Below are 24,733 nucleotides of genomic sequence, written 5' to 3'. Positions count from 1 at the left end.
GTCCTACCGGATCCGTTTCTGGGTGCCTTTCGATCATCCCGCACCGGTTCGGGTATCGGGCGCAGACACACAACGTACGGCACTCGCAATGTGGCGTCCTGCGATCCCACCCCGCCGCCGGCTATGGGCTGTTGAGCGCTTCGAGAACGGCTTTGGCGGTGGAGACGCCGATGCCGGGCACCGAGGTGATCTCCTCGACGGTCGCCTCCTTGATCCGGGCGACCGAACCGAAATGGGTCACCAGCGCGGTGCGCCTGGCTTCGCCGAGCCCGCGCACCGAGTCCAGCGCCGACGCCGTCATCCGGCGTGAGCGCTTGCTGCGGTGGAAGGTGATGGCGAATCGGTGTGCCTCGTCACGCACCCGTTGCAGCAGGAAAAGCGCCTCGCTGTTGCGCGGCATGATCACCGGGTCGGGTTCGCCGGGCACCCACACCTCTTCGAGGCGCTTGGCCAGGCCGATCACCGCGACATCGGTGATGCCGAGGTCGTCGAGCACCTCGGCGGCCGCGGCGACCTGCGGTGCGCCGCCGTCGACGACGTAGAGGTTCGGCGGGTAGGCGAACCGGCGTGGTCGGCCGGTGGTCGGGTCGATGCCCGGACGCGAGGCGGGTTCGTCGGCCTCCTCTGCCACGAGTTCCCCCGTTGCGGGGGTCGCGGTCGCCAGGCCCTCGGCGGCGAGGTCACCGGGGGCGAGGTCACCGGTGACGACGTCGACCGGTTGTTCACGGTCGCGGGCCAGGCGGGCGAAGCGGCGCCGGGTCACCTCGGCGATGCTGCCCACGTCGTCGGAGCGGCCCTCTCCCGCCGCCTCCTTGATCGTGTAGTGGCGGTAGTCGGATTTGCGGGCCAAGCCGTCCTCGAACACCACCAGCGAGGCGACCACATCGGTGCCCTGGACGTGGCTGATGTCGACACACTCGATCCGCAGCGGGGCGCTGTCGAGTTCGAGGGCGTCCTGGATGTCCTGTAGCGCTTGGGATCTCGAGGTGAGGTCGCCCGCGCGTCTGAGTTTGTGCTGGGCCAGCGCCTCGCCCGCGTTGCGCTGGACCGTTTCGGCCAGTGCCTTCTTGTCGCCGCGCTGCGGGATGCGCAACGACACCGCCGAACCACGTAGCCGGCTCAGCCATTCCTGGATCTCGACGGCGTCGGCGGGCAGTTCGGGGACCAGCACCTCGCGCGGGACGATGGCGGCCGCCGCCACCTCGGCGTTCGGGTCGGCGATCGCGTTCTGTTCGGCCAGTGCGGCCTGCTCGCCGTAGAACTGGGTGAGGAACTGTTCGACCAGCGCCGCGAGTTCGGTGCCGGATTCGGCGACATCGAGCGCGTCGCCGGACTTGTCGACCACCCAGCCGCGCTGACCACGCACCCGGCCGTCGCGCACGTGGAAGATCTGGACGGCGGCCTCGAGTTCGTCGGTGGCGAAGGCGATCACGTCGGCATCGGTGCCGGTGCCCAGCACCACCGCCTGCTTCTCCAGTGCCCGGCGCAGGGCCTGCGCGTCGTCGCGCAGGCGGGCGGCGGTCTCGAAGTCCAGGTCCTCGGCGGCTTCGTGCATCCGGCGTTCGAGCGCGCGCACCATCTTGTCGGTCTTGCCGGACAGGAAGTCGCAGAAGTCCTCGACGATCGCGCGGTGTTCCCCGGCGCTGACCCGGCCCACGCACGGCGCCGAACACTTGTCGATGTAGCCGAGCAGGCAGGGGCGGCCGATCTGGTTGTGGCGCTTGAAGACTCCGTTGGAGCAGGTGCGGGCGGGGAACACCCGCAACAACAGGTCGAGGGTCTCGCGGATGGCCCAGGCGTGGGCGTAGGGACCGAAGTAGCGCACGCCCTTCTTCCGGGCACCGCGATAGACGAACAGGCGCGGATACTGCTCGTTCAGTGTGACCGCGAGCACCGGGTACGACTTGTCGTCGCGGTAGCGCACATTGAAGCGTGGATCGAATTCCTTGATCCAGTTGTACTCGAGCTGTAGCGCCTCGACCTCGGTGGACACCACCGTCCACTCCACCCCGGCCGCGGTGGTGACCATCTGCCTGGTGCGCGGATGCAGGGACAACACGTCGGCGAAGTAGGAGTTCAATCGGCTGCGCAGGCTCTTGGCCTTGCCGACGTAGATCACCCGCCCGTGCACGTCCCGGAACTTGTACACACCGGGTTCGACGGGGATGGTGCCCGGCGCCGGCCGGTACGTCGCGGGATCTGCCACCCATCCAGCCTAGCGAGGGGCACCGACAGCTCCGTTCTCGTCCGTTCCGGCCCGCGCACCGTCCACTCGCCCGGGCGCGTTCCAGCGGACGCGCGGCGCCGGTCGAATGCGCGGTCGGTGATCACGGCGGTTCGGTTTCGACGCGCGGGTAGGTGACGGCGGGTGTGACGCGGGCCGCCCCCGGGCTTGCCGACCGGAGCCGCCCCGGCGGGCCTGTGTAGCGTCGGTGTCCGGCTGCCGTGCCGGAAAGGACCGCCGATGACCAACGCTCCCGCCCTCGGGTCACCGCACGACGAAGACCTCGACGACGAGGCGACCCCGTCCTGGATGATGCCCGGTGCCGTGCGCGGTGCCCGGCTCGTCGCCGTGGTCGCCGCCGCCGTCGGCCTGGTGCTGATCTCGCTCACGATCGCGCTGGGCGGCTCGCTCGGTCTGCTGCTCGCCGGCTACCTGCCCACCTTCGCCCTGCTGCCGCTGGTGGCGCTGTTCCGGCGCGGCGGCGATCTGGTGCGCAAGGCGGCGGTCGGCGTCGCCGGGCTGGCGTGCGTGGTGTCGTCGACCGGCATCCTCACCGGACTGCCACCGGGCGCGGTCGGCATCGTCGCCAACGGTGCCATCGCCGCCATGCTGCTGCGCCCCTCCGCCCGCACCTGGTTCACCCGCGAACGCTGAATCCCACTCGCGCTGACAAGCTGGTTCGGTCTTCCGCGGCGACCGGCCTCAGGTCTCGGTGGTGATCCCGTGGGCGCGCAGCGCGTCGATCAGGGCTCGGGGCCGCTCGGCGGTCGACAGCGGTTCCACGAGGGCGAAGTGGGCGCCGAGTACGGTGGCGCCGCCGTCGGCTTCGGCGCTGTCACCCACCATCAGCACCCGCTGCGGATCGACGCCGAGGCGGTCGATGGCGTCGCGGAAGATCAGCGCGTCGGGCTTGATCGCACCGACCTCGTAGGACAGTGTCATCGCGCCGATCAGCGCGTCCCAGCCGGCGGCGGCGAAGGCGGGTCGGATGTCGAAGGCGATGTTGCTGACCACGCCGATCGGAATACCCTGGGCTGCCAGGGCTTTGAGCACCGTCCCGGTGTCCGGGTAGGGCGTCCAGGCCAGCGGGTCGATGAGCCGTTCGTAGAGCCGCGCGGCCTGGGTGTCGGGAACCCCCGAGCCACGCAGCACGTCGAGGTAGGCGTGCCGGTGCAGCGCCGGATCCAGATCGCGATTGTCCCAGGCGTGCTGCCCCGCGGCGTCGAAGGTCATGAACTGCTCGACCGGGGCCGTCATCCGGCGCAGCACTTCGGCTTTGGCGGCCACGTCGAACGGTGTGCCGTCGGCCCCCACCAGCTCGTCCGCCCAGCTCGGGTCGTCCTCGAGTCGAAATACCGTGCCGGAGAAGTCGAACAGCACCGCGTCGATGGCCATCCCACCAGGGTAGCGAGCCCGGCCAAGGCGCCGACCCGACTCGGCCCGGCGGACGTGCGCCGACCCTCACGCCACCCGGAAATCCGCGTGGCGACCAACAGTTCGGCGTTACGCTGCCAGCATGACGCCAAGGCGACGGACGTGGATCGGGGCCGCGGCGGCCGCAGTGCTCACGGTGGGAATGCTGTCCGGATGTGCGGCCGACAGCCGCACCGGCACCGAGTGTGTGAGCGCACCGAACGGCACCCCGGTACCCACCGAACCCGCGAACACCGGCGCCCGGCCGACCTCGCAGGATCTGCGCACCAACCCCGAGATCGCGTCGGGTTACCGCACCGGCATGACGGCGGTGCGCACCACCACCTACGCGGTCTCCACCGCCAACCCGCTCGCCACCGAAGCCGCGTGCCGGGTGCTGCGCGCCGGTGGCACCGCCACCGATGCCCTGGTCACCGCGCAGGCCGTACTGGGTTTGGTGGAACCTCAGGCCTCCGGCATCGGCGGCGGCGCGTTCCTGCTGCACTACGACGCGGCCGCGCGCACGGTCGAGGCCTACGACGGCCGCGAGACCGCTCCCGCCGCCGCGACCGAGAACTATCTGCGCTGGGTCAGCGACACCGACCGGACCGAGCCCGCCCCCGACACCCGCGCCAGCGGCCGCTCGATCGGGGTACCCGGTGTGCTGCGGATGCTCGAACTCGCCCACCGCGAGCACGGGATGACCACCTGGCGGGAGCTGTTCGAACCGGCGATCGATCTGGCCGACAGCGGTTTCGAGATCAGCCCCCGGCTGGCCGCCCAGATCGCCGAGTCGGCGTCACAGCTGGCCACCGACGGGGGCGCCCGCGCGTACTTCCTCCACCCCGACGGCGCTCCCAAACAGCCGGGCACCGTGCTCACCAACCCCGCCTACGCGAAAACGCTGTCGGCCGTAGCGACCGACGGCGCGCAAGCCTTCTACAGCGGACCCCTGGCCCAGGACATCGTCGAGGCGGTCCGCAGCACCGAGGGTGGCCGCACCCCCGGGCTGCTCACCACCTCCGATCTCGCGAACTACGAGGCGGTCGAGCGCACCGCCGTGTGCACCGGCTACCGCAAGTTCGAACTGTGCGGTATGCCCGCCCCGTCCTCGGGTGGCAGCACCGTCGCGGCGATCATGGGCATCCTCGCCAACTTCGACCTGGCCGCGCTGGGCCCACAGGACCCCGACGCGAACGGCGGCCGCCCCGACGCCCGCGCCGTGCACCTGATCGCCGAGGCCGAACGACTGGCCTACGCCGACCGCAACAAATACGTGGCCGACACCGACTTCGTGCCGCTGCCGGGCGATTCGGTGCTGTCACTGGTGCACCCGCAGTACCTGAAGCAGCGTTCGACGCTGATCGACCCGCAGCGCAGCATGGGTACGGCGCAACCGGGCGAGTTCGGCCCCGCTCCGCGCGGCGAGGGGCCACAGCCGCCCGAGCACGGCACCAGTCACATCTCGGTCGTCGACAAATACGGCAATGCCGCCGCCATGACCACCACGGTGGAGTCGGCGTTCGGTTCGTTCCACTTCGTCAACGGATTCCTGCTCAACAACCAGCTCACCGATTTCGCCGCCGATCCGCTCGATCCCGAGGGCGTCCCGGTCGCCAATCGTCTGCAGCCGAACAAGCGACCGCGCAGCTCGATGAGCCCCACCCTGGTCTTCGACCGCGACGACAGCGGCGACCGCGGCGAGATCGCCCTGGTGGTCGGTTCGCCCGGCGGCTCGGTGATCATCCAGTTCGTCGTGAAAACCTTGGTGGGCATGCTGGATTGGGGGTTGGACCCGCAGCAGGCGGTGTCGGCGGTGTCCTTCGGCGCGGGCAATACGCCGGTCACCGGCGTCGGCGGTGAGCACCCCGCCATCGATGCCGCCCACAACGGCGACGACGACCCCCTGGTACAGCGACTGCGGGAGATGGGCCACGAGGTGTCGGTGGCGCCGCAGTCCAGCGGTCTGAGCGTGCTACAGCGCGAGGGGATGGACGGATGGGTCGGCGGCGCGGACCCGCGGCGCGAAGGTGCGGTGCTGGGCGATGTGCGCTGACGGCGCGGGCCCGGCGTAATCGTGCGATGGGGCTGCCGACAGTCGGTTTTCTGATTCGGAACGTCGATCGCATGATGTCGCGGGCAGACGGACCGCGCAGGCTGCGGCCGGCGGGGTCAGTCGGGCGCGGAGTAGCGCGCGCCCAGCTCACGAAGTCGTTCGATCGCGTCGGCGGCGTGCGCCTTGTCGTTGGAGCGAATCGCCAGCATGGGGACGTAATCGTCGTCGACCAGCTCGAGCCGCGCCCAGGACTTGCGGTCGGGGAACGACGCACCCCGGACGTAGGCCCAGGGATACACCTGGTCACCGAGGATGTTGCGCACCGCGACGCCCGGCGCCCCCGCCCGCACGCGTGGCCGGGTGAGCAGCAGTACCGCGCCGGCCCCGAGCACACCGATGAGGATCATCGCCACCTGATCGGCCACCCGGAAGTTGACCCCCGTCGAGCCGGTGCGCAACAGCAGCCCACCGGCGGTGAAGGCGAGCAGGATGACGATCGCGACCACCACCGCGGTGCGGATCGCCCGGCGCGGACGCACCTCGAACTCCCAGCCCGTCGCGGGTTCGGGCGTCCCGCGACGCCAGGTCCGCACCACCGGCACGGCTAGGCCGATCGCAGCGCGCGCAGGGTGAGCGCGGCGTCGAGCGCGGCGGCACAGGCCTGTTCGCCCTTGTCCTCGGCCGAACCGGGCAGACCGGCCCGATCGCGTGCCTGCTCCTCGGTGTCGGTGGTGAGTACCCCGTTGGTCACCGGGGTGGCCGCGTCCAGCGACACCCGCGTCAGGCCCGCGGTCACCGCATCGCAGACGTACTCGAAATGCGGTGTGCCACCACGGATCACCACGCCCAGGGCGACGACCGCGTCATGGGTGCGCGCCAGTTCCTGGGCCACCACCGGCAGTTCCATCGCGCCGGCGCAGCGCACCACGGTCACCTGCTCGACCCCGGCTTCGGTGGCGACCCGTTCCGCGTTGGCCACCAGGGTGTCGCAGATCTCGGTGTGCCAGCGGGAGGCGACGATGCCGAGTTTGACGTCTGTGGCCTGGGCCAGTGCGAAGGCCGGGACACCGGTGCCGCTCATCGTTGCCGCCTTTCGGAAGTGGTGTTCGGTGCGCGGAGGTTCACTGCGCGGTCTCGCCCAGATCCAGGTCGTCGAGGCCGACCAGGTCGTGGCCCATCCGATCCCGCTTGGTCCGCAGGTAGTGCAGGTTCTCGGCGTTGGCGCGCAACGGCATCGGAACGCGCTCGGTGATCGCGAGCCCGTAGCCGTCCAGGCCGACGCGCTTGGCCGGGTTGTTGGTGAGCAGGCGCATCGACCGGATTCCGAGGTCGACCAGGATCTGGGCGCCCGTGCCGTAGTCGCGGGCGTCGGCGGGCAGGCCGAGATCGAGGTTGGCGTCGACGGTGTCGCGACCGGTGTCCTGCAGCTGGTAGGCCTGCAGCTTGTGCATCAGGCCGATGCCGCGGCCCTCGTGGCCGCGCATGTAGAGCACGACGCCGCGCCCCTCCTGATCGACCATGTCCAGGGCCGCGTCCAGCTGCGGGCCGCAATCGCAGCGCAGCGAACCGAACACGTCGCCGGTCAGGCATTCGGAGTGCACGCGCACCAGCACGTCCTCGCCGTCGCCGATGTCGCCGCGCACCAGCGCGACGTGTTCGGGCTCGTCGAAGATGCTCTGGTAGCCCACGGCCTTGAAATCACCGTGCGCGGTCGGGATCCGGGCCTCGGCCACCCGCACCACGTGCTTCTCGTGCTTGCGCCGCCAGGCGATCATGTCGGCGATCGAGATCATCGCCAGGTCGTGTTCGTCGGCGAACACGCGCAGTTCGTCGGTGCGGGCCATGTGCCCGTCTTCTTTCTGGCTGACGATCTCGCAGATCACCCCGGCGGGCCGCAGGCCGGCCATCCGCGCCAGGTCCACCGCGGCCTCGGTGTGGCCGGGGCGGCGCAGCACACCGCCCTCCTTGGCGCGTAGCGGCACCACATGGCCGGGACGGGTGAACTCGTCGGCCTTGGCCTCGGCGCTGGCCAGCAGGCGCATGGTGACGGCCCGGTCGGCGCCGGAGATACCGGTGGTGATGCCTTCGCGGGCGTCGACCGAGACGGTGTAGGCGGTGCCGTGCTTGTCCTGGTTCATCGCGTAGGCGGGCGGCAGGCCGAGGCGATCACAGTCGTCGGCGGTCAGCGGTACGCAGATGTAGCCGGAGGTGTAGCGGATCATGAACGCGACCAGCTCCGGAGTGGCCTTCTCGGCCGCGAAGATGAGGTCGCCTTCGTTCTCCCGGTCCTCGTCGTCGATGACGACAACAGCCTTGCCGGCCGCGATATCGGCGACCGCGCGCTCGATGCTGTCCAACCTGGTCACGTCTGCTTGCTCCGTAATCTTGGCGGCTGACGCCGCGAGTTTCTCGGCCGACCCTGGGGATGGCAATGACTACTACAGTACGGCGTGCGCCCGGTCCACCCGGTGGGGCCCGGCGCGCGTGCGGGTCAGCCGCGTTGCGCGAGGCGTTCGACGTACTTGGCGATGACGTCGACCTCGAGGTTCACGGTGGTACCGACCGGTGCGGTGCCCAGCACGGTCAGCGCCAAGGTGGTCGGGATCAGTGACACCTCGAACCAGTCGCGACTGCCGTCGGTCGCCGGGTCGTCGGCGATGCCGAGACCGGACACGGTGAGCGAGACACCGTCGACGGTGATCGAGCCCTTCTGCACCACATAGCGGGCGATCGCGTCGGGCAGCGAGATGCGCACGACCTCCCAGTTCTCCGAAGGGGTGCGGGCGAGCACGGTGCCGGTGCCGTCGACGTGGCCCTGCACGAGGTGACCGCCGAGGCGGCTGTCGAGGGCGGCGGCGCGTTCGAGGTTGACCCGCGAGCCCGGCACCAGCGCGCCGATGCTGGAACGGTTGAGGGTTTCGGCCATCACGTCGACGGTGAAGCTGCCGCCGTCGAGCACGTCGACGACGGTCAGGCACACGCCGTTGACGGCGATCGAGTCGCCGTGTCCGGCATCGGAAGTCACCAGCTTGCCGCGGATCGTCAACCGGGCGGCGTCGGCCAGCTCTTCGGTGGCCACGATCTCGCCCAGTTCCTCGACGATCCCTGTGAACATGCCTGACTCCCTTGTCGCGTCATCTGTGCCCGTTGGGCCCAACAGCAGGTGGGTGACCGCTATTCCCGGTACCCGTTCGGGCACAGCCTAACGGCGGGGTGGGCGCCGACTGAACCCGACCGCAGGCCCGTAGGGGCGCCCGGAAACAGGACGCGATATTGCGGTGCGGAGGCTTGCCAGCGGCGCGCCGCTGAAGCAATATTGTTACGTCACCGATTCCGGCTGTTCAAGGAAAAGCCGCCGGAAGTTCGACCCAGGGAAAGTCCACCACTCGAGGAAGTCAGACAACACTGTGGGTCACAACAGGTTCGACACATGTGAGGCTGCCGCGTGAGCACATTACTGGATTCCACACTGGAAATGCGCTGCGTCCGCTATCGGCGGGAATTACATCTACCCGCGACCATCGATCCGGATTCCCGGCGCATCCTGTTACAGATCGGCACGCACTACGGCGCGGTCACCATGCCGGGTGATCTCGGCGAGCGGGTGCAGGCCCGGTTGCGCGAGGAGGCCGTCGCCGGTCCGGTCGTCGACCATCCGCGCGCCAGCTGCTGGACCTTCCTCACCGGTCCGGGCAGCCCCGACGCGCTGACACCGACCACCTCGGCCGAGCTGTTCCGCCTCTACGCCACGGTCGCGTGCGTGGGCAGCCACATCGTGCTGCCCTCCCCCGACGACGAGCGCACCGGCTACCGCACCTGGGTGCAGGCTCCCGAGGCCGGCGACCACCGGCCGCCGTTACCCGCGGTGCTCGACGCCGTCCTCGGCACCCACGAACGCCTCTAGCCGCAGCTACCGCAACCAGGCGGCTGTTGCCATATTGCGCAGCGTCTGCACGGCGGCGCCGGGATCGGCGGTGTTGTACACCGCCGAACCGGCGACGAAACAATCGATACCGGCCGCGGCGGCCTGTTCGATGGTGTCGGTATTGATGCCGCCGTCGATTTCCACGACGAGCCGCAATTCGCCCGCGTCGACGAGATTGCGCACGATCCGCGCTTTTTCCAGCACGTCGGCGATGAAGGACTGCCCACCGAAACCGGGTTCGACGCTCATCACCAGCAGAGTGTCGAATTCGCGCAGAATTTCCAGATAGGGCTCGATCGGGGTCTTCGGCTTCACCGACAGCCCGGCGAGCGCGCCCGCTGCCCGGATGTCGCGGGCCACCGCGATCGGATCGTCGGTCGCCTCGGCGTGGAAGGTGACGTTGTGGGCACCGGCCTCGGCGTAGCCCGGCGCCCAGCGGCCCGGGTCGTCGATCATCAGGTGGCAGTCGAACGGGATGGTGGTGGCCTTCAGCAAGCTCTGCACCACGGGCAGTCCGAGAGTCAGGTTCGGTACGAAGTGGCCGTCCATCACGTCGACGTGCAACCAGTCGCACCCCTCGACGGCGGCGGCCTCGGCAGCCAGGTTCGCGAAGTCCGCGGACAGGATGGACGGGGCGATCATCGGCTGGGCCGGGCGGGAGAACGTCGATGTGGACACAGCCCGCAAGTGTAGCGACCGCAAGGTGATTGCCCGCCCAGTTATGGGTAGCCTGCATATCGTGACCAATATTTCGGCAGAACAAGGGCTCTTCAGCGCCCCGGTGGAGATTCGCGTGGCAGCATCGCTGACCCAGCTGCCCATTCTGCGCGGGCTGGCCGAAACACTGGTCCTACTCAGTGATTTCACCCTCGACGAGGTGGCCGACGTGCGTCTGGCCGTGGACGAGGTGTGCTCGACGCTGATCGCGATCGCCGCGCCCGGTTCGATGCTGACCTGTGAATTCGTCGTGGGCGAGACCGAACTGCTGGTGCGGGTCGAGGGGGTGGCCGGCAACGAGGGGATGCCTGATCAGCGTAGTTTCGGCTGGCACGTGCTGCGCACGCTCAGCGACGAAGTGAACGCCGAGCAGCAGGGCTTCGACCCCGCCGTCTCCGGTTATCCGACGACGGTCCGCATCCGTCGGGTGCGGGGGAAGGCGTAGTGCACGGCGAGGACACCACCGAAGATCACAAGCCCGACCAGCAGACACCCGAACCCGCGCCGCAGGCCGAAGCCGCCGAGCAGACCCCGGCCGAGGAACCGCACGAGCCCGTCTCCGGCTACGACGACGTCAGCGCCCTGTTCGAACGGCTGGCCGCCACCGAACCCGGCAGCACCGCGCACGCGGTGGCCAGAGACGCGCTGATCAACCGGTGTATTCCACTGGCCGATCACATCGCCCGCAAGTTCAGTGGGCGCGGTGAGCCTTTCGACGACCTGTCGCAGGTGGCGCGGGTGGGGCTGGTGCACGCGGTGGACCGGTTCGATCTGAGCCGTGGCTCGAACTTCCTGTCCTTCGCGGTGCCCACGATCATGGGTGAGGTGCGGCGCTACTTCCGCGACCACACCTGGGCCATGCGGGTTCCGCGCCGGGTCAAGGAGACCCACCTGCGCATCGGCGCCGCCGTGGACCAGTTGTCGCAGCGGCTCGGCCGCGCCCCCACGGCCAAGGAGATCGCGGCCGAGCTCGATGTCGACCCCGACGAGGTGACCCAGGCCGTCATCGCGGGCAATGCCTACCAGCCCACCTCGATCGATGCCGCCTCGGTGGGCCGCGACAGCGACGCCTCCCTGCTCGACACCCTCGGCGAGGAAGAGTCCCAGTTCGACCGGGTAGAGGAATACATCGCGGTGCGCCCGCTGCTGGCCGGCCTGCCCGAACGCGAACGCCGCATCCTCACCATGCGATTCTTCGAGTCGATGACCCAGACCCAGATCGCGAACCAGCTCGGCATCTCCCAGATGCACGTCTCGCGAATTCTCGCGAAAACCCTTGCCCGCCTGCGGGAACTGTCCGAGCGGGACTGACGACCGCCGCCGGGACAACGTCGTCCCCTACGCGCGCGAACGTTCGCGGCGCAGCCGTGCCGGCGCCCGCAACCACCAGGCGCTGTCGATCAATTCGGCCAGCTGTCGCGGGTCGACCACCGCGAGATCCACGAGCACGAACGGATGCCCGTCGTAGTGCGGTGTGGTGTAGAACGCCGGGTCCCCCGAGGCCAGCAGCGCCTCCTTCTCCGCGAGCTCACAGAGCAGGGCCAGTCCGCCCTCGGCTTCGACGCGCAACCGCGCGAAGCCCTTCCCGCCCACTTTCAGGCCGGGACTGTTCCACCAGGTACTTTCTTCCGTGCCGGGCAGTGCTGTCGCGACTGCCACCACCTGTTCCCATGTCATCGTCATGCATCGATTCTCCGCTTCGGCGATCACGTGCGCTCGGATGAATGGAACGGCGCCGCCCCCGGGTGGGAGCGGCGCCGTCGAATCGTGTTCGGTCTACTGCTTGCGCAACGCGGCGACGAACATGGCGTCGGTGCCGTGCCGGTGCGGCCACAGCTGGGCTGAGGGGCCCTCGCCCAGGCCCGTGACGCCGGGGAGGTAGTCGCGGGTGTCGAGTTGTTCGGCGCCGGTGCGGCGCACGAAATCGGCGACCACCGACACCGTTTCGGACAAGTGCGGTGAGCAGGTGGAATAGACCACCACCCCGCCGGGGCGCAGCAGATCCCAAGCGGCGGTGAGCAACTCGCGCTGCAGGGTGACCAGTTCCGGGACGTCGGCCGGGGTGCGGCGCCAGCGAGCCTCGGGGCGGCGGCGCAGTGCGCCCAGGCCGGTACACGGTGCGTCGACGAGGATGCGGTCGTAGCCGGGAGTCAGACCGCTGTCGCGCCCGTCGGTGACGTGCACGGTGACGGGCAGGCCGCGAGTGGACTTGCGGACCAGCTCGGCTCGGTGTTCGGCGGGTTCGACGGCGTCGACGGTGAACAGGTCGATCGCGGCCAGGGCGCCCAGCAGCGCTGCCTTGCCCCCGGGACCGGCGCACAGGTCGAGCCAGCGCCCCTGATCCGGACCGTCGAGCGGCGCCCGGGTGAGCGCCAGGGCAACGAGCTGGCTGCCCTCGTCCTGCACGCCGGCGATGCCGTCGCGCACGGGTTCGAGCAGACCCGGATCGCCACCGTCGAGGTACACCGCGTACGGCGACCAGCGCCCTTCCTCGCCGCCGGTGACCAGGGCGAGCTCCTCGGCGGTGATGTCACCGGGCCGGGCGACCAGGTGCACCACCGGGCGTTCGTCGTCGGCGGCGAGTAGTTCGCCGAGCTCACCGGCCTCGGCGCCGAGCGCGTCGGCGAAGGACTGGGCGATCCACTTCGGGTGCGCGTGTTCGAAAGCGAGCTTGCCGACCGGGTCGGCGGGGGCCAACTCGGTGATCCACTGTTCGGCGGTCTTCTCCCCCGCCCGCCGCAGCACGGCGTTGACGAAACCGGCACGGCCCTGCCCGAATTCGGCACTGGCCAGGTCGACGGAGGTGTCCACCGCGGCATGCGCGCTGGTCCGGGTGCGCAGCAACTGGTAGACGCCCAGGCGCAGGATATCGAGGATGGGCCCGTCGATCTCCTCGACGGGGCGGCCCGCGCAGGCCGCGATCACGGCGTCGAGCTGCCCCTGCGAACGGCTCGTGCCATAGGTGAGCTCGGTCGCGTACGCCGCATCACGTCCGCTGATCTTGCGCTCGCGCAACAACTTCGGCAGGGCGAGGTTGGCATAGGCATCGCGCTCGCGTACCGCGCGCAACACGTCGAGGGCGACCTCACGCGCCGGATCCACAGGCTCACCGCGCCGCTTACGCGGACTGGGGACGCTGGGATCGGGCCGCTCGGGGCGACGCTGTACGGGCGCCTTGCCTGCCCCCGCACCGCGAGTGCCCGTTTTGCCGACCGAACCACGACCACGCGAATCACCCGCGCCGCGACCCGGCGCTCGGTCATCCGCGCCCCGGCCGAAACCTGGGCGGTCGTCCTCACCGCGAGCTGCACCAGAGCGCGACGCGCCACGGCCGAAGCCTGGGCGGTCGTCCTCACGGCGGGCCGCACCCGAGCGCGAAGAGTCGCCGCGCTGATTGCCCACTTCATGGTTGCGCGGGCCGCCACCGAAACCCGGGCGGTCGTCGTCGCGGCGGGGGCGACCGGAGCCGCCGCGGTCGTCGCGGCCGGTCCAGCGGTCGCCGTCCGAGCGCGGGGTGGTGGTGCCCTTCGCGGCGCGGGCGGCCCAACCGCCGTCGACGTTCTTGCCGGTGATCTTGCGGTCGTCACGGGGACTACTACCACGCGACTGCCCACCTCCCCCGGAGGGCCTGCGGTCGGCACGCCGAGCACCGCCACGCCCTTCGCCACCGGGTTTGCGGTCGTCGCGGGAGCTACCGCCCGGGTCCCCGCCTGCCCCACGGGGTTTGCGGTCGTCGCGGGAGCTACCGCCCGGGTCCCCGCCTTTGCCGGTGGGTTTGCGGTCGTCGCGGGGCGCGGCGCCCTTCGCGGCGTCGGCTTCGCGGCGGCGACGGCGGTCGGAGGCGCTCATGCGCGCACCTCGCGCAGGCTCGGCACCGGCACGGCCGATGTGGCACGGGTACTCATCCGATCACCGCGCCGGGGGTCAGCCGGGCACCGCGAGCCCAGTCGAGGGCGTTCATCATCTTCTTACCGGGTGGCTGCACCTGGCCGAGACGGACCGCTGTGGTCGACGTTCCGACGAAGACGCCGGATTTGCGCACCTCGATCTCGTTTTCGGGCAAGGTTTCCTCCACCATCTCCACCGGGCCGAGTTTGAGGCGCAGCCCGTTCACCTCGGTCCACGCACCGGGCGCCGGGGTCACGGCGCGGATGTGACGCTGGATGGCCAGCGCGGGTTCGTCGAACCGGACCCGGCCTGCCTCCACGGTCACTTTCGGTGCGTAGGTCACGCCGTCGTGGGACTGCGGGACCGCTTGCAGCGTCCCGTCTGCCACGCCGTCCATGGTCTTCTCCAGCAGCACCGCGCCCGCCTCGGCCAGGCGGGCGAGCAGTTCGCCCGCGGTGTCGGTGGTGCCGATCTTCTCGGTCATCACCCCGAACACCGGGCCGGTGTCCAGACCCGCCTCGATCTGGAAGGTCGACGCACCGGTCATCTCGTCACCGGCTTTGATCGCCGCCTGCACCGGTGCGGCACCGCGCCACGCGGGCAGCAGCGAGAAGTGCAGGTTGATCCAGCCGTGCGTGGGGATGTCGAGGACCTGCTGGGGCAGCAGCGCGCCGTAGGCGACCACCGGGCAGCAGTCCGGCGCCAGCTCGGTGAGCGCGTCGACGAATTCGGGGTCGGTGGGTTTACCGGGGGTGTACACCGGGATGCCGTGCTCGTCGGCGAGCCGGCCCACCGGGGAGCGCATGATCTTGCGGCCGCGACCGGCGACCGCGTCGGGCCGGGTGACCACGGCGACGACTTCGTGGCGGTCGCTGTCGAGCAGCCTGCGCAGCGACGGGACGGCCGGTTCGGGAGTACCGGCGAAGACCAGGCGCATCAGCGGCCACCGCCCACGCCGCTGGATTCGCGGACGGTGACACCGGCGCGGAACCAGTCGGATTCGCGGATGGTGCGCATCGCGTCCTTGCGATCGGCGGGCTCGAGGCGGTTGATGAACAGCACGCCGTCGAGATGGTCGGTCTCGTGTTGCACGCAGCGGGCGAGCAGCCCTTCGGCCTCGAATTCCACCGGGGCACCGGCACTGTCGACGCCGGTGACGGCCACGCGCTGGGCACGGCACACGTCGTAGCGCACGCCCGGGATCGACAGGCAGCCTTCGGGGCCGATCTGTTCGTCGGCGCCGATCGGCGTCCACTGCGGGTTCACCACGTGCCCGGCGGCGTCGCCGGTGTCGTAGACGAACACGCGCAGCCCGACGCCGATCTGCGGCGCCGCCATCCCGACCCCGCCGTCGTCGTGCATGGTCTCGGTGAGATCGGCGACCAGCTGCGTGAGCTCGGCGCCGAACTCGGTGACCACGTCGGCACGCGAGCGCAGGATGGGATCGCCGAACAGGCGAACGGGCTGAATGGTCACGGCGGCTCCCGGGGAGGACGAATGGCGGTCGCCCCATTCTAGAGACCCGCCGGGGGTGCTCCCGTCCGCCGTGTCCGGCGCGGACCTCAGGAGTTGCCGGCGATGATGACCTGCGGGATCCCGGTGCCCAGCGCCACCGGCTCACACACCGGCGGCACCGCCCGCTGCGGGTCGAGCACATTGAGCAGCAATTGCTGAACGAACGGGTCGTAGACAAGGTTGAAATGGCCGGTCAGGTTGTCGGCGCACAGGTCCTGCAGCACGAGGTTCTGCGCGCCCGGCCCGTGCAGGGCGATGTTCTCGAACGGCTGGATCATCTCGTCGACACGGCTGCCCACGGTGACGTAACGGACACCTGGCACGGTGTCACCACCGGCGTTGAGCTCGACCATGATGGGTTCGCCCTGCGCCTGCTGCACGGCGGCCTTCGAGGTGACCTTGGCGTAGACGTCCATCATGCCCGGCACCGCCTGCCCGACCGGGACCAGGCCGTACATCACACCGCCGTAGCTGGGCGAGGCCAACCCGACCCAGGTGCCGACCTTCGCTGCGCCGCCGAGCTTGTTGACGTAGTACCGGCTGACGTTCGCACCCTGCGAGAACCCGACCAGGTCCACCTTCGCCGCTCCGGTGGCGGTGCGTACGTTTTCGACGAAGGCGGCGAGCTGGGCGAAGCTGACCCGCATGTCCTCGGTGCCGTAGGTGTCCGCGCCCGGGGCGCCGCCGTAGTTCAGCGCGAAGACACAGAATCCGGCCGAAACCAGTCGCGGTCCGATACCCGCGTAGTCGGAGTACGCACTCGAGTCGGTACCGTGCACGAGGATCACCGGGCGCGGGTGCCCGGCGGTGGGAGTGCACTCGAAGTCGTTGACCCCCAGGGGAACCGCATCAGGGTTGTCCTTGATGTAGCGAGCCGCGGCCAGATGGTCGGTTTGTACCGGTCCCGGATCGGTGGGCACGACGGGCGGCCGGTAGCCCGCCGGTTCAGCGGCCGCGACCGGGGCCAGTGCCACCCCGATCGCCGCCGCGCAGGCCAATGCCTTCAACGGCACCGCCCTGCCCAGTTGTGATCTTCCCCAACCCCACACACCTCGCGGCTGTTCCATACTCCAAAGATCTACTCCATCGGACCGGCTTCCGCACCCCGGCGGGCGGGTGCGCGCCGCCCTCAGTTCTCGGGGGTTGCGCTGGGGCCGGGGGCCGGATCGTCTTCGGCGAGAATGCGATACAGGGTTCGACGGGTCTCGGTGAGCACCTCGGCCGCCCTGGCGGCCTGTTCCGGGGTACCGACCTGAGCGACCTGCCCGACCGCGCCCATGACCTGTCCGACCAGACCGCGCAGATCCAGCGCCTGGGCGCCCACATCGTCTCGCACCTCGGCCCACGGATCGCCCAGTTCCTCGCGATGAGCCTCGAGATGGGCCTTGCCCGCGCCGGTCAGCTGTGCGGTCTTGCGGCCGGCGACCTTCTCGATGAGGACCAGTCCCTCGTCCTCGAGCTGGGCCAATGCGGGGTAGATGGAGCCGGGGCTGGGGCGCCAGATGTCGTCGCTGCGGTCGCGGATCTGCTGGATGAGTTCATATCCGTGCATGGGCCGCTCGGCGAGCAACAGCAGCACCGCGGCCCGCACGTCGCCACGCCTGCCGCGGCCACCACGGCCGCGTCCGCGGCCGAAGCCGGGCCCGAAGCCCGGGCCGAAACCGGGACCGAACTCGGGGCCGTGCCCGGGCCTGCCGCCGCGGCGGAAGTGCCGCCGGTCGGGCCCGAATTCCGGGTGGCCCGGTCCGTGACCCCGCCTGAAGTGTCCGAATTCTCGTTCTTCTGGGTGATGCATGACAGCCTCCTCGGGCTCTCTCGATGTCCTTGACTCTATCAACGATATATCGACAATGCATCTTCAGCAAGGGGTAATCGCGATGCACGAGAGAGGCCGTCGACACACGGCGACAGCGTCGGCACGCTCGAGCAGACCGCCGGACCGGAGAACTGGGACCGGCTCGTGTGCGCACGCGACGAACGCGCCCCGACCATGGTCGAGGCGCTCGATCGGACGGACCAGCGGCCCTATTCGGCGGCCGCGGCGACCGTCGCGCCGCGCGGCGCGACCGAGCGGCGGCGATCATTGGCGATGGCGGTGATCATGCAGGTGCCCAGCCTGCCCGCACGGTCGTAGAGCGAGGCCGTGCTCACCGCGACCCCCGCGTCGGCGACATGGTCGAGCGCTTGCAAGCCCAGCTCCGGGCCCGCCGGTAGCCGCGACAGAGTGAGGGTCATGTCGGCGTTGATGTAGCCGACACCGTGCGAACCCCAGTGGCAGACCAGATTCGTGAGGTCGCCGATCGCGGCCGCACGCTGAAAAGGGGAGAACGGCGCGCCGGCCACCAGGGTGGGCAGGTTGTGCCAGGCGACCTTGCGTTCGGCGTCACGGACAGTGGCGAAGTCGGTGATCCAGTCCGCGTCGCCGGATTTGAACAGCGGTGTGGCGCCCTCGGGGTGATCGAGGCGCTGGTCCGGGACCGGCAGGGTGTGCGGCGGTCGCCAGACCGTGCCGGGCGGGTCCTCGGTGGCGGCGAGGAAGGTCACCGAGGCTCTGGCACGGGTCCGGCCCTGCTGGACGAGCCAGGCGTCGGCGACCTTGATCCGGTTACCGGTGCGCACCACCGCACTGCGCAGTTCGATCGGTTCGGCGCACACCTGCTGGAAGAGGTCGACGGTGAACTTGGCGGGAACGAACCCTGCTCCAGGACTGTGCTTCTCGGCTTCGGTGGCGAGCAGGCCACACACCGCGACACCGTGCAGTTGGTTCGGTGACCAGCGGCTGACCGCCAGTTGACTCGGCACATACTGTCCATCGCGTGTCGTGAAGAACTCCACCACGATCCTCTCCACTCGCCCCGCGCCATCGTAGGACAGGGCGGGGCCCGGTCGCGGCGGTGGTGCGCCTCAGCCGATGTCGACCGGGTCGATCTGCACCCGCAACGGTGCGTCGGACCGGTGCGAACTGCGTACCCCCTGCGCCGCGGTGAGCGCCCGCGCCAGCGGGGTGCCCGCGGATCGCGCGACCCGCAGCAGCATGCGTTCGACCTCGGCGGGTTCGTCGGAACCGGAGAACGGTTTGCGCGCCGTCGGCGGCAGGGGCACCGGGCCAAGCACTTCCACGAGGTCGGGCAGCTGTGCGGCCTCGAGCAGTTCGGCGATCGAAGCGGTGGTCCCGTCGATCGCGGCCAGCCGCACGGCAGGCGGAAACCCCACCTCGGCGCGGGCCTCGAGTTCGGCGGCGGCATGGTTGACCGGGTCCCAGCGCACCAGGGCCTGCACGGTGGGCAGCGACGGTTCGGCCATCACGATCACCTGGCCGCGCGGGCGGACCAGGGCGGCCGCGCCCATCCAGCGGCGCAGGGTGTCCTCGGTGGCACGCAGGTCGGCCCGGCCGAGCAGGGCCCACCCGTCGAGCAGCAGCGCCACCCCGTAACCGCCGGGCACCAGCGGTTCGGCCCCGACCGTGGCGACCACGACCTGCGCCCCCGGCTCGACACTGTCGAGCACTTCCCCACCACCGGACCCCCGGATCGGCACGCCGGGAAAGGCCCGTCCGAGCTCTTCGGCGGTGCGCGAAGCACCGATCACCATGGCGCGCAGGGCGCGGGCACCGCACGCCTGACAGCGGAACGCCGCCTCGGTGATGCCGCACCATTTGCAGTGCGGACTGGCGGCCTCCCCGGTGCTCGACTGCGGTAATGCCAACGGGCCGTGGCAATGTCGGCAGCGGGCGGGGGCGCGGCACTTCGCGCAGGCCAGCGACGGCACGTACCCGCGTCGTGGCACCTGCACCAGCACCGCCGCGTTCTCCTTGATGGCGGCGCGCGCGGCCGCGAAGGCGACACCGGGGATGCGTACGGCGCGGGCGAGCGCGTCGCGTTCCAGCGCGAAATCGCTGTCGCCGGGCGCGCTGATGCGTGGCATCACCTCGCGCAGGGTCTGCCGTTCAGCGAGCAGGTCGCGTGCCCAACCGGATTCGACCACGGCTTGGATCTCGGCGGTGCGGGCGAAACCGGCCGCGACGAAGGCCGCCCCGGTCTCGTGGGCGCGCAGCATCGCCACTTCCCTGGCGTGCGGGTAGGGGGCGCGGGGTTCGGCGTAGGTGTCGTCGCCGTCGTCCCAGATGGCGATCAAGCCGAGATCACGCACTGGTGCGAACACCGCGGCCCGCGTACCGACAACGATGCGCGCCTGTCCGCGCAGCACCGCCAACCACCGCCGGTACCGCGCGGCCGGTCCCAGCCCGGCCGACAACCCGACGGCCGAATCCCCCACTAGCCGAATGCATTCGGCGAGCACTCGATCCAGGTCCCGCTGGTCCGGCACCAGCAGTACCGCCCCGCGCCCACCGGCCACCACGGTCGCCGCGAGCTCGGCCAACCGGGCCGCCCAGTCCTCGCCCGGCATCGCTTGCCATGCCGCCCGCGGCCCCCGCCCCTGCGCCAGCGCGCCGACAAAGGCACCGCCGTACAGGTACCGATCCCACGCCGACGCGTCCAGGGAGGTAGGCGGTTGCGTTCCCGCCCCGGCGGCGACCAGCCCGTGCTCATCGACGCTCGGATCGGAACGGCCGGCAGCTGACGACGAACTCTGCTCGCCCGTATGCGATCCGCCATCCTGGGCAGCAGCGGTCTTCTTGGCCCCACCGTTTTCGGTGCGGGCATGACGGGGCGGGATGGCCAGGCGCAACACGTCGGCGCGGGTGCCCGCGTAGCGGGTGGCGACGGCGGTGGCCAGGCGCAGGATATCGGGAGTGAGGACGCGTTCCGGGGAGACGACACGTTCGAGCTTCACCATTTTGCCGGTGTGCTCGGTGTGCGGGAGACGTTCGAGCAGGTAGCCGTCCACGAGGCGCCCGGCGAAGCGCACCCGCACTCGCACGCCGGGTCGGGCGATCTCATCGAGTTCGGGTGGGACGAGATAGTCGAAGTCGCGGTCCAGGTGGGCAGGCGACAGCAGCGGGAGCACCCGGGCGATCGGGTGTCCCGCTGCTGTCGGTGGTTCCTCCGCTGCCACGCGGTCCTGGGGTACTACAGGCCGACGGCCGCGCGCAGCTTGTCGGCGCGGTCCGTGTGCTCCCAGGGCAGGTCGACGTCGGTGCGGCCGAAGTGCCCGTAGGCCGCGGTCGGCGCGTAGATCGGGCGCAACAGGTCCAGGTCGCGGATGATCGCGCCCGGACGCAGGTCGAACACCTCGGAGATGGCGGTGGCGATGCGCGTCGGGTCGACCTTCTCGGTGCCGAAGGTCTCGACGAACAGACCGACCGGCGCCGCCTTGCCGATGGCGTAGGCGACCTGTACCTCGACGCGTTCGGCCAGGCCGGCGGCCACGACGTTCTTGGCGACCCAGCGCATGGCATAGGCGGCCGAGCGGTCCACCTTCGACGGGTCCTTGCCGGAGAACGCGCCGCCACCGTGGCGGGCCATGCCGCCGTAGGTGTCGACGATGATCTTGCGGCCGGTCAGCCCGGCATCACCCATCGGACCGCCGAGCACGAACTTGCCGGTCGGGTTGACCAGCAGCCGGATGTCGGAGATGTCGAGCGAGGGCAGTTCCAGATCGGCGAGCACGGCATCGACGACCTTCTCGCGGATATCGGGCGCGAGCAGGTTGTCCAGGTCGATGTCGGCGGCGTGCTGGGTGGAGATGACGACCGTGTCGAGGCGCACCGGCCGGTCACCCTCGTATTCGATGGTGACCTGGGTCTTGCCGTCGGGACGCAGGTAGGGCAGCACGCCCGACTTGCGGACCTCGGTGAGCTTGCGCGAGAGCCGGTGCGCGAGCGCGATCGGCAGCGGCATCAGTTCGGGGGTGTCGGTGTTGGCGTAGCCGAACATCAGGCCCTGGTCGCCGGCGCCCTGGCGCTCGATCGCGTCGTCGGAACCGCCGACGCGCGCCTCGTGCGAGGTGTCGACACCCTGGGCGATATCGGGCGACTGGGCGCCGATCGCGATGTTGACGCCGCAGGAGTTACCGTCGAATCCCTTTGCCGAGGAGTCGTATCCGATCTCGAGGACCTTCTCCCGGACGATCCGCGGGATGTCGGCGTAAGCGGAGGTGGTGACCTCGCCCGCGACGTGGACCTGCCCGGTGGTCACCATCGTCTCCACGGCGACCCGGCTGCCCGGATCCTCGGTGAGCAAGGCGTCGAGGATGGAATCGCTGATCGCGTCACAGATCTTGTCCGGATGCCCCTCGGTCACAGACTCACTGGTGAATAGCCGACTACCTGTCGTACGCACAGTTATTCCCTCTCCCTCAACGGGTTACTCGTTCGGCTTGTGACAGCGACTTCTCGCAGTCGCCGCGCAACCCTTCTGTTCAGACTATTCCAAATCACCGACATGATGGCGGGTAAACACCAAGCCACCCGACGAATTCCCGCGGGCGGTACACTGCGCGAGCTGTTGCAGCGCAACAACTTTCACGTGAAACAGCGAGCAGGCCCCGGTCAGCGAAGTAGCGGGACGAGTGCGTCGAGCACCCGGCTGGCCAGCAGCGCCTTGGAACCGTGGTCGAGCGCCTGTTCGGTGCCGTCGGCACCGAGCAACCACCCGTCGTTGGTGTCGACCTCGAAAGCCTTGCCCTCCCCGACCGCGTTGACCACGAGCAGGTCGCAGCCCTTCCGGGCCAGCTTGGCGCGCGCGTGGGTGAGCACGTCACCGTTGTCGTCACCGGTCTCGGCGGCGAAGCCGACGATCGCGGTGCCCGCCAGCGTGCCCTCGGTGCGGGCCTGGACCAGACCGGCGAGGATGTCGGGATTCTTGGTCAGCGGGATCGTGTCGGGCTCGTCGGCGGCGCCCTTCTTGATCTTCGCCGCGGCGATGTGGGTCGGCCGGAAATCGGCGACCGCGGCCGCCATGATCACCGCGTCGGCCCCGACCGCGTGCTTGTCGACGGCGGTCTCGAGCTGATCGGCGGTGGTGATGTGGATCAGTTCCACCGCGGCGGGCGGCGCGAGTTCGATGGTGTTGCCCGCGATCAGCGTCACCTGGGCGCCCCGCTGGGCGGCGACCCGGGCCAGGGCGTAACCCTGCTTGCCGGAGCTGCGGTTACCGAGGAAGCGCACGGGGTCGAGCGGCTCTCTGGTGCCACCGGCGGTGATCACCACGCGGCGACCGGTCAGGTCGCGCGGCAGGGCGTCGGCGCGTTCGAGCAGCAGCGAGGCCAGACCGAAGATCTCCTCCGGCTCGGGCAGCCTGCCCGGGCCCGTGTCGGTGCCGGTGAGCCGGCCCGACGCGGGTTCCATGACATTGGCGCCGTGCGCGCGCAGGGTCGCGACATTGGCCACCGTTGCCGGATGCTCCCACATCTCGGTGTGCATCGCGGGCGCGAACAACACCGGACATCGGGCCGTCAGCAGGGTGGCGGTGAGCAGGTCATCGGCGCGCCCCTGAGCGGCGCGCGCCATCAGGTCCGCGGTGGCGGGGGCGATGACGACCAGGTCGGCCTCCTGGCCGAGCCGCACATGCGGCACCTCGGGCACGTCGGTGAACACATCGGTGTGCACCGGCTGACCGGACAGCGCCTCGAAGGTCGCCTTGCCGACGAACTGCAGCGCCGATTCGGTGGGAATGACCCGCACCTGATGCCCGGTCTCGGTGAACCGGCGAACGAGGGCACACGCCTTGTAGGCGGCGATGCCCCCGCCGACCCCGACGACGATCCGCATGGTCTTACGCCTCCGGACTAGAGATTGTCACTCGCCCTCGGTGTGTTCGAGCAGGTCGGAGTGGATTTCACGCATGGCGACCGACAGCGGCTTCTCCTGCAGGCCCGGCTCCACGAGGGGGCCGACGTACTCGAGGATGCCGTCACCGAGCTGGTTGTAGTAATCGTTGATCTGGCGGGCGCGCTTGGCCGCGTAGATCACCAGGGCGTACTTGGACGAGGTGCGCTCGAGCAGCTCGTCGATCGGCGGGTTGGTGAGCCCGATCGGAGTGTCGTACGCGGGTACTGCGGTGATGTCGGTGCTCACGATGGGGAGGCTCCTGCGGGGTTAGTGGGTCAAGAACTCGAATTTGTGCTAACGAATAACGATACCAACTGCTCGCAGGCTGTCGTCACCTCGCTGTTCACGATCACCGTGTCGAACTCGTCACAGGCCGCCAGTTCCACCCGGGCGGTCGCGAGCCTGCGCTCGATCACCTCGGGGGTCTCGGTGCCGCGCGAACGCAGACGCGAAACGAGTTCTTCCCAGCTCGGCGGTGCCAGGAACACCAGCAGCGCTTCCGGCATCGCCGCGCGAACCGACCGTGCACCGGCCAGATCGACTTCGATCAGAACTGAATGTCCGCTCGCCAGTGCTTCGCGCACCGGGGCGGCGGGGGTGCCCGATCGCTGCAACCCCCCGTGGATGTCTGCCCATTCGAGCAGTTCGTCCGCCTCGATCATGGCGTCGAACTCGGCTCGGGACACGAAGCGGTAGTCACGTCCGTCGACTTCACCGGGGCGCGGGGCCCGGGTCGTGGCCGACACACTGAAGACCAGTTCGGGCAGACGTTCCCGCACGCACCGCACGACCGTGGACTTGCCGACGGCCGAGGGGCCGACCAGTACAACCAGTCGGCCCTTCTGCGTGTGTTGTTCGACCACCTGGATCAGGAGTCGAAGTCGAAGCGAGCCAGCAGCGCCTTGCGCTGACGGTCGCCCAGTCCGCGGAGCCGCCGGGTTGGGGCGATCTCCAGCTCGGTCATGATTTCGGCCGCCTTGACCTTGCCCACCTTGGGCAGAGCCTCGAGCAGCGCCGACACCTTCATCTTGCCGAGAATCTCATCGGATTCGGCGTCGGTGAGGACCTGCTTCAGGTTGGTGCCGCCTCGCTTCAGGCGCTCCTTGAGCTCTGCCCGAGCGCGGCGAGCGGCAGCCGCCTTCTCCAGAGCAGCGGCGCGCTGCTCGTCAGTCAGCTGGGGAAGGGCCACGGGTTCCTCCGTCTCATCGTTCATTGCTAGATCTACCGCCGGTTACCCGAACGGTCTGTGCGACCGTACCCACG

Annotated in this window: 25 protein-coding genes; 5 read left to right on the top strand and 20 right to left on the bottom strand. The window is 69.9% G+C overall.

What is annotated here, in order from left to right:
- Nucleotides 1-121 precede the first annotated feature (121 nt).
- Entirely contained in the window at nt 122-2,206 is a 2,085-nt protein-coding gene (gene uvrC, locus ACFO5K_RS06070; protein WP_378557017.1) for an excinuclease ABC subunit UvrC, read from the bottom strand.
- Between the two features lie 258 nt (nt 2,207-2,464).
- On the opposite strand from uvrC, the gene ACFO5K_RS06065 reads away from it, so the two are divergent.
- Nucleotides 2,465-2,878, top strand: a complete 414-nt coding sequence (locus ACFO5K_RS06065) for a hypothetical protein (protein ID WP_378557014.1) — start codon at nt 2,465-2,467, stop codon at nt 2,876-2,878.
- A 48-nt stretch (nt 2,879-2,926) separates the two neighbouring features.
- Here the strand turns inward: ACFO5K_RS06065 and ACFO5K_RS06060 are convergent, their stop codons facing one another.
- On the bottom strand, nt 2,927-3,619 hold the full coding sequence (locus ACFO5K_RS06060) for an HAD family hydrolase (RefSeq protein ID WP_378557011.1): 693 nt from the start codon (nt 3,617-3,619) through the stop codon (nt 2,927-2,929).
- 121 nt (nt 3,620-3,740) lie between these two features.
- Between ACFO5K_RS06060 and ggt the strand changes: the two genes are divergently transcribed.
- Nucleotides 3,741-5,693, top strand: a complete 1,953-nt coding sequence (ggt, locus tag ACFO5K_RS06055; RefSeq protein ID WP_378557008.1) for a gamma-glutamyltransferase — start codon at nt 3,741-3,743, stop codon at nt 5,691-5,693.
- 116 nt (nt 5,694-5,809) lie between these two features.
- Here ggt and ACFO5K_RS06050 read toward each other — a convergent pair whose 3' ends face one another.
- The 4 genes from ACFO5K_RS06050 to ACFO5K_RS06035 form a co-directional block, all read right to left on the bottom strand.
- Nucleotides 5,810-6,295: a PH domain-containing protein gene (locus ACFO5K_RS06050; RefSeq protein ID WP_378557005.1), complete on the bottom strand. Its 486-nt coding sequence runs from the start codon at nt 6,293-6,295 to the stop codon at nt 5,810-5,812.
- Nucleotides 6,296-6,297: 2 nt separating this feature from the next.
- Nucleotides 6,298-6,774 (bottom strand): 6,7-dimethyl-8-ribityllumazine synthase, encoded by a 477-nt coding sequence (ribH, locus tag ACFO5K_RS06045; protein ID WP_378557002.1) that lies wholly within the window; start codon nt 6,772-6,774, stop codon nt 6,298-6,300.
- A 40-nt stretch (nt 6,775-6,814) separates the two neighbouring features.
- On the bottom strand, nt 6,815-8,059 hold the full coding sequence (locus ACFO5K_RS06040) for a bifunctional 3,4-dihydroxy-2-butanone-4-phosphate synthase/GTP cyclohydrolase II (RefSeq protein WP_378556999.1): 1,245 nt from the start codon (nt 8,057-8,059) through the stop codon (nt 6,815-6,817).
- A 125-nt stretch (nt 8,060-8,184) separates the two neighbouring features.
- Entirely contained in the window at nt 8,185-8,808 is a 624-nt protein-coding gene (locus ACFO5K_RS06035) for a riboflavin synthase (protein WP_378556996.1), read from the bottom strand.
- Nucleotides 8,809-9,138: 330 nt separating this feature from the next.
- Here ACFO5K_RS06035 and ACFO5K_RS06030 point away from each other — a divergent pair, with 330 nt between their 5' ends.
- On the top strand, nt 9,139-9,597 hold the full coding sequence (locus tag ACFO5K_RS06030) for a hypothetical protein (RefSeq protein ID WP_378556993.1): 459 nt from the start codon (nt 9,139-9,141) through the stop codon (nt 9,595-9,597).
- Between the two features lie 6 nt (nt 9,598-9,603).
- On the opposite strand, the gene rpe is transcribed toward ACFO5K_RS06030, so the two are convergent.
- Complete coding sequence (rpe, locus tag ACFO5K_RS06025; protein WP_378557684.1) at nt 9,604-10,260, bottom strand: ribulose-phosphate 3-epimerase; 657 nt, start codon at nt 10,258-10,260, stop codon at nt 9,604-9,606.
- A gap of 97 nt (nt 10,261-10,357) precedes the next feature.
- Between rpe and ACFO5K_RS06020 the strand changes: the two genes are divergently transcribed.
- Together ACFO5K_RS06020 and ACFO5K_RS06015 are read left to right on the top strand one after the other, a co-directional pair.
- Nucleotides 10,358-10,780: an ATP-binding protein gene (locus tag ACFO5K_RS06020; RefSeq protein ID WP_378556990.1), complete on the top strand. Its 423-nt coding sequence runs from the start codon at nt 10,358-10,360 to the stop codon at nt 10,778-10,780.
- Nucleotides 10,780-11,646 (top strand): RNA polymerase sigma factor SigF, encoded by an 867-nt coding sequence (locus ACFO5K_RS06015; protein WP_378556987.1) that lies wholly within the window; start codon nt 10,780-10,782, stop codon nt 11,644-11,646. Before ACFO5K_RS06020 ends, ACFO5K_RS06015 begins: the two co-directional genes overlap by 1 nt.
- 27 nt (nt 11,647-11,673) lie before the next feature.
- Here ACFO5K_RS06015 and ACFO5K_RS06010 read toward each other — a convergent pair whose 3' ends face one another.
- The 13 genes from ACFO5K_RS06010 to mihF form a co-directional block, all read right to left on the bottom strand.
- Nucleotides 11,674-12,018 carry an MmcQ/YjbR family DNA-binding protein gene (locus ACFO5K_RS06010; RefSeq protein WP_378556984.1) on the bottom strand — a complete coding sequence of 115 codons (345 nt, stop codon included), beginning with the start codon at nt 12,016-12,018 and terminating at the stop codon, nt 11,674-11,676.
- 93 nt (nt 12,019-12,111) lie between these two features.
- Nucleotides 12,112-13,437: an RsmB/NOP family class I SAM-dependent RNA methyltransferase gene (locus tag ACFO5K_RS06005; protein ID WP_378557681.1), complete on the bottom strand. Its 1,326-nt coding sequence runs from the start codon at nt 13,435-13,437 to the stop codon at nt 12,112-12,114.
- A 799-nt stretch (nt 13,438-14,236) separates the two neighbouring features.
- A complete protein-coding gene (fmt, locus tag ACFO5K_RS06000; RefSeq protein ID WP_378556981.1) occupies nt 14,237-15,160 on the bottom strand; it encodes a methionyl-tRNA formyltransferase in 924 nt (307 codons plus the stop codon).
- The gene (def, locus tag ACFO5K_RS05995) at nt 15,160-15,699 is read right to left on the bottom strand and encodes a peptide deformylase (protein WP_378556978.1); all 540 of its coding nucleotides are present in this window, start codon (nt 15,697-15,699) and stop codon (nt 15,160-15,162) included. The genes fmt and def overlap by 1 nt, the downstream gene beginning before the upstream one ends.
- Before the next feature lie 86 nt (nt 15,700-15,785).
- On the bottom strand, nt 15,786-16,805 hold the full coding sequence (locus tag ACFO5K_RS05990; protein ID WP_378556975.1) for an esterase/lipase family protein: 1,020 nt from the start codon (nt 16,803-16,805) through the stop codon (nt 15,786-15,788).
- 62 nt (nt 16,806-16,867) lie between these two features.
- Nucleotides 16,868-17,533 (bottom strand): PadR family transcriptional regulator, encoded by a 666-nt coding sequence (locus tag ACFO5K_RS05985; protein WP_378556972.1) that lies wholly within the window; start codon nt 17,531-17,533, stop codon nt 16,868-16,870.
- Nucleotides 17,534-17,763: 230 nt separating this feature from the next.
- The gene (locus ACFO5K_RS05980; protein ID WP_378556969.1) at nt 17,764-18,540 is read right to left on the bottom strand and encodes an acyl-CoA thioesterase domain-containing protein; all 777 of its coding nucleotides are present in this window, start codon (nt 18,538-18,540) and stop codon (nt 17,764-17,766) included.
- 102 nt (nt 18,541-18,642) lie between these two features.
- The gene (locus tag ACFO5K_RS05975) at nt 18,643-20,754 is read right to left on the bottom strand and encodes a primosomal protein N' (RefSeq protein WP_378556966.1); all 2,112 of its coding nucleotides are present in this window, start codon (nt 20,752-20,754) and stop codon (nt 18,643-18,645) included.
- A 14-nt stretch (nt 20,755-20,768) separates the two neighbouring features.
- Complete coding sequence (metK, locus tag ACFO5K_RS05970) at nt 20,769-21,980, bottom strand: methionine adenosyltransferase (protein ID WP_378556963.1); 1,212 nt, start codon at nt 21,978-21,980, stop codon at nt 20,769-20,771.
- Nucleotides 21,981-22,189: 209 nt separating this feature from the next.
- On the bottom strand, nt 22,190-23,410 hold the full coding sequence (coaBC, locus tag ACFO5K_RS05965; protein WP_378556960.1) for a bifunctional phosphopantothenoylcysteine decarboxylase/phosphopantothenate--cysteine ligase CoaBC: 1,221 nt from the start codon (nt 23,408-23,410) through the stop codon (nt 22,190-22,192).
- A 27-nt stretch (nt 23,411-23,437) separates the two neighbouring features.
- Complete coding sequence (rpoZ, locus tag ACFO5K_RS05960; RefSeq protein WP_378557678.1) at nt 23,438-23,719, bottom strand: DNA-directed RNA polymerase subunit omega; 282 nt, start codon at nt 23,717-23,719, stop codon at nt 23,438-23,440.
- 26 nt (nt 23,720-23,745) lie between these two features.
- A complete protein-coding gene (gmk, locus tag ACFO5K_RS05955; protein ID WP_378557675.1) occupies nt 23,746-24,339 on the bottom strand; it encodes a guanylate kinase in 594 nt (197 codons plus the stop codon).
- On the bottom strand, nt 24,339-24,659 hold the full coding sequence (mihF, locus tag ACFO5K_RS05950) for an integration host factor, actinobacterial type (RefSeq protein WP_030203531.1): 321 nt from the start codon (nt 24,657-24,659) through the stop codon (nt 24,339-24,341). The genes gmk and mihF overlap by 1 nt, the downstream gene beginning before the upstream one ends.
- Between the last annotated feature and the right edge of the window lie 74 nt (nt 24,660-24,733).

Origin of the sequence: Nocardia halotolerans (genome assembly GCF_042650145.1) — a bacterium.
Lineage (GTDB): Bacteria > Actinomycetota > Actinomycetes > Mycobacteriales > Mycobacteriaceae > Nocardia > Nocardia halotolerans.
Note: the sequence above shows the minus strand (reverse complement) of the source record. Positions and strands in the feature narration are given on the sequence as shown.

Bases quoted from the DNA above. Each gene is read 5' to 3' on its own strand.
- ACFO5K_RS05990 (WP_378556975.1), bottom strand. From the start codon at position 16,805: ATGGAACAGCCGCGAGGTGTGTGGGGTTGGGGAAGATCACAACTGGGC.
- ribH (WP_378557002.1), bottom strand. From the start codon at position 6,774: ATGAGCGGCACCGGTGTCCCGGCCTTCGCACTGGCCCAGGCCACAGAC.
- fmt (WP_378556981.1), bottom strand. From the start codon at position 15,160: ATGCGCCTGGTCTTCGCCGGTACTCCCGAACCGGCCGTCCCGTCGCTG.
- rpe (WP_378557684.1), bottom strand. From the start codon at position 10,260: ATGATCGCCCCGTCCATCCTGTCCGCGGACTTCGCGAACCTGGCTGCC.
- ACFO5K_RS06065 (WP_378557014.1), top strand. From the start codon at position 2,465: ATGACCAACGCTCCCGCCCTCGGGTCACCGCACGACGAAGACCTCGAC.
- ACFO5K_RS05985 (WP_378556972.1), bottom strand. From the start codon at position 17,533: ATGCATCACCCAGAAGAACGAGAATTCGGACACTTCAGGCGGGGTCAC.
- coaBC (WP_378556960.1), bottom strand. From the start codon at position 23,410: ATGCGGATCGTCGTCGGGGTCGGCGGGGGCATCGCCGCCTACAAGGCG.
- ACFO5K_RS06035 (WP_378556996.1), bottom strand. From the start codon at position 8,808: ATGTTCACAGGGATCGTCGAGGAACTGGGCGAGATCGTGGCCACCGAA.
- ACFO5K_RS06060 (WP_378557011.1), bottom strand. From the start codon at position 3,619: ATGGCCATCGACGCGGTGCTGTTCGACTTCTCCGGCACGGTATTTCGA.
- ggt (WP_378557008.1), top strand. From the start codon at position 3,741: ATGACGCCAAGGCGACGGACGTGGATCGGGGCCGCGGCGGCCGCAGTG.
- ACFO5K_RS06010 (WP_378556984.1), bottom strand. From the start codon at position 12,018: ATGACGATGACATGGGAACAGGTGGTGGCAGTCGCGACAGCACTGCCC.